The organism is Acidimicrobiales bacterium (assembly GCA_035512495.1).
In the GTDB taxonomy this organism is placed as follows: Bacteria; Actinomycetota; Acidimicrobiia; order Acidimicrobiales; family CADCSY01; genus DATKDW01.
The window spans coordinates 1-5070 of sequence record DATKDW010000065.1 but is presented as its reverse complement, the minus strand read 5'-3'; the positions used below and the strand labels follow the sequence as shown (position 1 = coordinate 5070).

Sequence of the window (5070 nt, the reverse complement as noted above, 5' to 3'; positions counted from 1 at the left end):
ATGCAGGCGAAGGCGGCGTCGCGCATGCGCTGGTACTCGACATCGGAGAGGGTCTGGGCCGGCGCCACGGTGATGGAGTCGCCGGTGTGCACGCCCATCGGGTCGAGGTTCTCGATCGAGCAGATGATCACGCAGTTGTCGGCCCGGTCGCGCATGACCTCGAGCTCGTACTCCTTCCACCCGGCGATCGATTTCTCGATCAGGATCTCGGAGATGGGGCTGGCCTCGAGGCCGAGGGCGGCCATGCGCTTGAGCTCCTCGGGGGTGGCCGCGATGCCGGTGCCCTTGCCGCCGAGGATGTAGGCGGGGCGGATGATGCAGGGCAGGCCGACCTCCTCGGCCACGCGAACGGCGTCGTCGAGGGTGTGTGCCGTGCCCGACGACGGCACGTCGAGGCCGATCTCGATCATGGCCCGCTTGAAGCGCTCGCGGTCCTCGGCGGTGGCGATCGCCTCGGCGTTGGCCCCGATGAGCTCGCAGTCGTAGCGCTCGAGGATGCCCTGCTCCTCCAGCTGCATGGCCAGGTTCAGCGCCGTCTGCCCGCCGAGGGTGGGCAGGAGGGCATCGGGCCGCTCGGCCTCGATGATGGCGGTGAGCACCTCGACGTCGAGCGGCTCGATGTAGGTCCGATCGGCGAACTCGGGGTCGGTCATGATCGTGGCGGGGTTCGAGTTGGCGAGGACGACGCGGTAGCCCTCCTCGCGCAGCACCCGGCACGCCTGGGTCCCGGAGTAGTCGAACTCCGAGGCCTGGCCGATCACGATCGGGCCGGAGCCGATCAGCAGGATCGTGTGGATGTCGTCCCTACGAGGCACGGGCCTCACCCTTCACTCGGTGCATCAGCGCCTCGAACTCGTCGAAGAGGTAGCGGGCGTCGTGCGGTCCGGGCCCGGCCTCGGGGTGGTACTGGACGCTGAAGGCGGGGATGTCGCGGCAGGCGATGCCCTCGATGACGCCGTCGTTGAGGTTCACGTGGGTCACGTCGGCCGACCCGATGGTGCCCTCGGCGACGGCGAAGTTGTGGTTCTGGCTGGTGATCTCCACCGTGCCGTTGGAGAGGCGCTTCACCGGGTGGTTCCCGCCGTGGTGTCCGAAGGGAAGCTTGTAGGTCTCGGCGCCGAGGGCGGCGCCCAGCAGCTGGTGGCCGAGGCAGATGCCGAACACCGGCACCTCGCCGAGCAGCTCGCGGATGGACTCGGTCACATGGGGCACCGATGCGGGGTCGCCGGGGCCGTTCGAGATGAACACGCCGTCGGGCTCGCGGGCCAGCACCTCGGATGCCGGGGTGGAGGCGGGCACGACCTCCACGGTGGCGAGGCCGCTCAGGTGGCGGAGGATGGTGGTCTTGATGCCGAGGTCGTAGGCCACCACCCGGCGGGGGCCCCGGCCGACGGTGTACGCCTCGTCGGTCGTCACCGTGGCAACCAGGTCGATACCGGTGGTGCCGGCCTCGGCCTCGGCGGCAGCGCGGAGGGTCGCCTCATCGGCGGTACCGAAGGCGCCCGGCATGGAGCCGGCGTCGCGCAGGTGGCGGGTCAGGCGCCGGGTGTCGATGCCGGCGATGCCGGGCACCCCTGCCTGGCGCAGGAGGCCATCGAGGTCGCCCTCGGCCCGCCAGCTGCTCCGGCGGCGGGCGAGCTCGCGGATGACCACACCGCGGCAGAACGGCCGGCGCGACTCGTCGTCGTCCCGCGTCACCCCGTAGTTGCCGATGTGGGGGTACGTGAAGGTGATGATCTGACCGGCGTAGGAGGGGTCGGTGATGACCTCCTGGTAGCCGGTGAGGACGGTGTTGAAGACGACCTCGCCGGTGGCGACCTCGGCGGGAGCGCCGAACGCCTCCCCCTCGAAGACGGCACCGTCGGCAAGGACGAGCTGGGTCTCGGTGATGTCGTTCATCGCTGGGCCTCCGCATCCACGACCACTGGCTCTCCCCGAAGCAGCGTGTGGCGAACACGTCCGGTGACCTTGCGCCCGGCGTAGGGCGTGTTGCGGCTGCGGCTCGCCATCGCCGCGGCGTCGACCACCCAGGTCGCAGCGGGGTCGATCACGCAGAGGTTCGCCCGCCGTCCCTCCACCACGGGGCCGCCGTGGGCGTCGGCGAGGCCGGCGATGCGGGCGGGGCGCCACGACAGCAGGCCGAGCACAGCTTCGATCGGCAGCCCGAGCTCGCCGAGGGCGAGGGGCAGCGCCGTCTCCAGACCGATCATGCCCGGCGGCGCCTCGTCGAAGGCGGCCTCCTTCGACTCAAGCGTGTGGGGGGCGTGGTCGGTGGCGATGGCATCGATCGTGCCGTCGGTCAGCCCGGCCTTGACCGCAGCGACGTCGACGTCGGTCCGCAGCGGGGGGTGCACCTTGAACACCGGGTCGTAGGTCGCCACCGCGGCGTCGGTGAGGGTGAAGTGGTGGGGGGCGGCCTCGGCGGTGACAGGCAAGCCCTCGGCCCGGGCGGCGCGCACGAGGGCGACCGACCCGGCGGTGGAGAGGTGCAGGAAGTGCACCGGCGCCTTGGTGAGGCGGCACAGGGCGATGTCGCGCGCCACCATGAGCTCCTCGGCCTCGGCGGGCTGGCCGGGGATCCCGAGCCGACTCGACCACTCGCCCTCGTGCATGTAGCCGCCGGTGGAGAGCCCGGCATCCTCGCAGTGCTGGGCAAGCGTGACCCCAAGGGCCGAGGCGTACTCGAGCGCCCGGCGCATGAGCCGGCTGTCCTGCACGCCTGCTCCGTCGTCGGTGAAGAGGCGCACGCCCAGCGCTGCCATCTCGGCCATCGGCGCCAGCTCGGTGCCGGCTCGCTCCTTGGTGATGGCCCCGGCGGGGTGCACATCGCAGAGGGCGGTGCGGGCCAGCTCGAGCACCTCGCGGACCACACCGGCGCTGTCGATCGCCGGGGTGGTGTTGGGCATGGCAACCACCGCGGTGTAGCCGCCGAGGGCGGCGGCGCGCGAGCCGGTCTCGATCGTCTCCGCCTCTTCGAGGCCGGGCTGGCGGAGGTGGCTGTGGAGGTCGACCAGGCCAGGGCCGACCACGCAGCCGCTGCAGTCGAGCACGCGCCCGCCGTCGAGGCCGGGGCCCACGGCAGCGATGGTGCCGTCGGCGGCGATGGCGACGTCGGCATCTCGTGACCCTGCCTCGTCGACGACCCGGCCGCCCTTCAGCACCAGCGTGGCATCAGCCAACGTTCTCACCTCCGGCGCCGAGCAGCAGGAACAGGACGGCCATGCGCACGGCGACGCCGTTGGCCACCTGGCGGACGATGACGGATCGGGGCAGGTCGGCCACCTCGGCGGCGATCTCGACCCCGCGGTTCATGGGCCCCGGGTGCATCACGAGGGCGTCGTCGCCGAGCAGCCGGGCGCGGTCGCGGGTCAGGCCGTAGGTGGCGGTGTACTCGCGCAGCGAGGGGAGCAGCGCTTCGGTCTGGCGCTCCTTCTGCATGCGCAGCACCTGCACCACGTCGACCTTCGGCAGCACGGTGTCGAGGTCGTGGCTGACCTCCACCGGCCAGGTGCCCACCGCCGGCGGCAGGAGGGTCGGGGGGGCGACCAGGGTCACCCGGGCGCCGAGCGCGGCCAGGGCAAGGGTGTCGGAGCGGGCCACCCGACTGTGCTTCACGTCGCCGACGATGGCCACGTGGAGGCCGTCGAAGCCGGTGCCGAGGCCACGGCGGCGTCGCTCCTCGCGGATCGTGTAGCAGTCGAGCAGGGCCTGGGTGGGGTGCTCGTGCCAGCCGTCGCCGGCATTGATCACGCTGGCCCCCACCCACGCTGCCAGCTGCCAGGGCACCCCGGCCGAGCCATGGCGCACGACGATGGCGTCGACGCCCATGGCCTCGATGGTGAGGATGGTGTCGCGCAGCGACTCGCCCTTCTTCACCGACGACGCGCCGACGCTGAAGTTCATGGTGTCGGCCGACATCCGCTTGGCGGCCGACTCGAACGACAGCCGGGTGCGGGTCGACTCCTCGTAGAACAGCGACACCACGGTCCGGCCCCGCAGGGTCGGGATCTTGGGGATCCGGCGCTCGCTGACCTCCACGAAGGAGTCGGTGAGGTCGAGGATCTCGTTGATGCCGTCGGCCCCGAGGTCGGCGACAGAGAGCAGATGCTTCACTCTGCTGCGCTCCCCCGCGGGAGGACAGGTCGGGTCGCTGCATCGTTCAGCACTTCGAGCTTCACTCCGTCACCTGCGGGTTTCCTTGATGATGTCGCCGAGGTCGACGCCGTCGGGGTGGACGTCGACCGCCTCGTCCCGGCGGGTGGGGAGGTTCTTGCCCACGTAGTCGGGCCGGATCGGCAGCTCTCGGTGGCCCCGGTCGACCATGACGGCCAGCTGCACCGCCCGGGGGCGGCCGAAGCCGGTGAGGGCGTCGAGAGCGGCCCGGATGGTCCGGCCGGTGAAGAGCACGTCGTCGACGAGGACCACGGTGCGGCCGGTGAGGTCGCCGGGGATGTCGGTGACCGCCTCGGGCATCACCGGACGGAGGCCGATGTCGTCGCGGTGGAAGGCCACGTCGAGCGTGCCCACCGGCACCTCGGTGCCGTCGATGTGCTCGAGGGCGGCGGCCAGCGACTCGGCCAGGAAGACCCCGCCGGTCTGCAACCCGATCACGGTGAGGTCGGTGAGGCCGGCGTTGCGCTCGATGACCTCGTGGGCGATGCGGGTGACGGCCCGCCGCACGTCGTCGGCGTCCATGACCCGGGTCCGGGCGATGAAAACGCCCCCGTAGGGGGGCGTCGTCCTGCGTTCGCGCTCTGCCAAGCCACACGCTCCTGTCCGTACGGGCCTCTCGGGACCCGCTTCACGGTCAGGTGCAGATGTTACCAGGGCAGCGCCCGCCCTGCCGGCGGTTCTCGGCACGTGCCGCGAGCCGGAGGAGCAGGGAACGTGCCGAGAACAGATGGGCGAGATCAGGTCTGGGGGCGGAGTTGCTCGGCGATGCGGCCCAGCATGCCGTTGACGAACTTGCCGGAGTCGTCGGTGGAGTAGCGCTTGGCCAGCTCGACGGCCTCGGAGATGATCGCCCCGGTGGGGACGTCGGGACGGTGGCCGAGCTCGTAGACGGCCATC

The 5070-nt window shown here is 71.5% G+C and carries 5 protein-coding genes; all 5 read right to left on the bottom strand.

The window, feature by feature from the left end; all coding sequences use genetic code 11:
- A partial coding sequence (gene carB, locus VMN58_09880; GenBank protein ID HUF33502.1) for a carbamoyl phosphate synthase large subunit occupies positions 1-815 on the bottom strand: 815 nt, incomplete at its 3' end.
- Positions 805-1899, bottom strand: a complete 1095-nt coding sequence (gene carA, locus VMN58_09875; protein HUF33501.1) for a glutamine-hydrolyzing carbamoyl-phosphate synthase small subunit — start codon at positions 1897-1899, stop codon at positions 805-807. The genes carB and carA, both read right to left, overlap by 11 nt.
- Positions 1896-3179: a dihydroorotase gene (locus tag VMN58_09870; GenBank protein ID HUF33500.1), complete on the bottom strand. Its 1284-nt coding sequence runs from the start codon at positions 3177-3179 to the stop codon at positions 1896-1898. The genes carA and VMN58_09870 overlap by 4 nt, the downstream gene beginning before the upstream one ends.
- Positions 3172-4113, bottom strand: coding sequence for an aspartate carbamoyltransferase catalytic subunit (locus VMN58_09865; GenBank protein ID HUF33499.1), 942 nt, complete (start codon positions 4111-4113; stop codon positions 3172-3174). The genes VMN58_09870 and VMN58_09865 overlap by 8 nt, the downstream gene beginning before the upstream one ends.
- A 69-nt stretch (positions 4114-4182) precedes the next feature.
- Positions 4183-4761: a bifunctional pyr operon transcriptional regulator/uracil phosphoribosyltransferase PyrR gene (gene pyrR, locus VMN58_09860; protein ID HUF33498.1), complete on the bottom strand. Its 579-nt coding sequence runs from the start codon at positions 4759-4761 to the stop codon at positions 4183-4185.
- Positions 4762-5070: the final 309 nt, after the last annotated feature.

Coding starts and splice junctions, on each gene's coding strand:
- carA (HUF33501.1), bottom strand. CDS start 1,899: ATGAACGACATCACCGAGACCCAGCTCGTCCTTGCCGACGGTGCCGTC.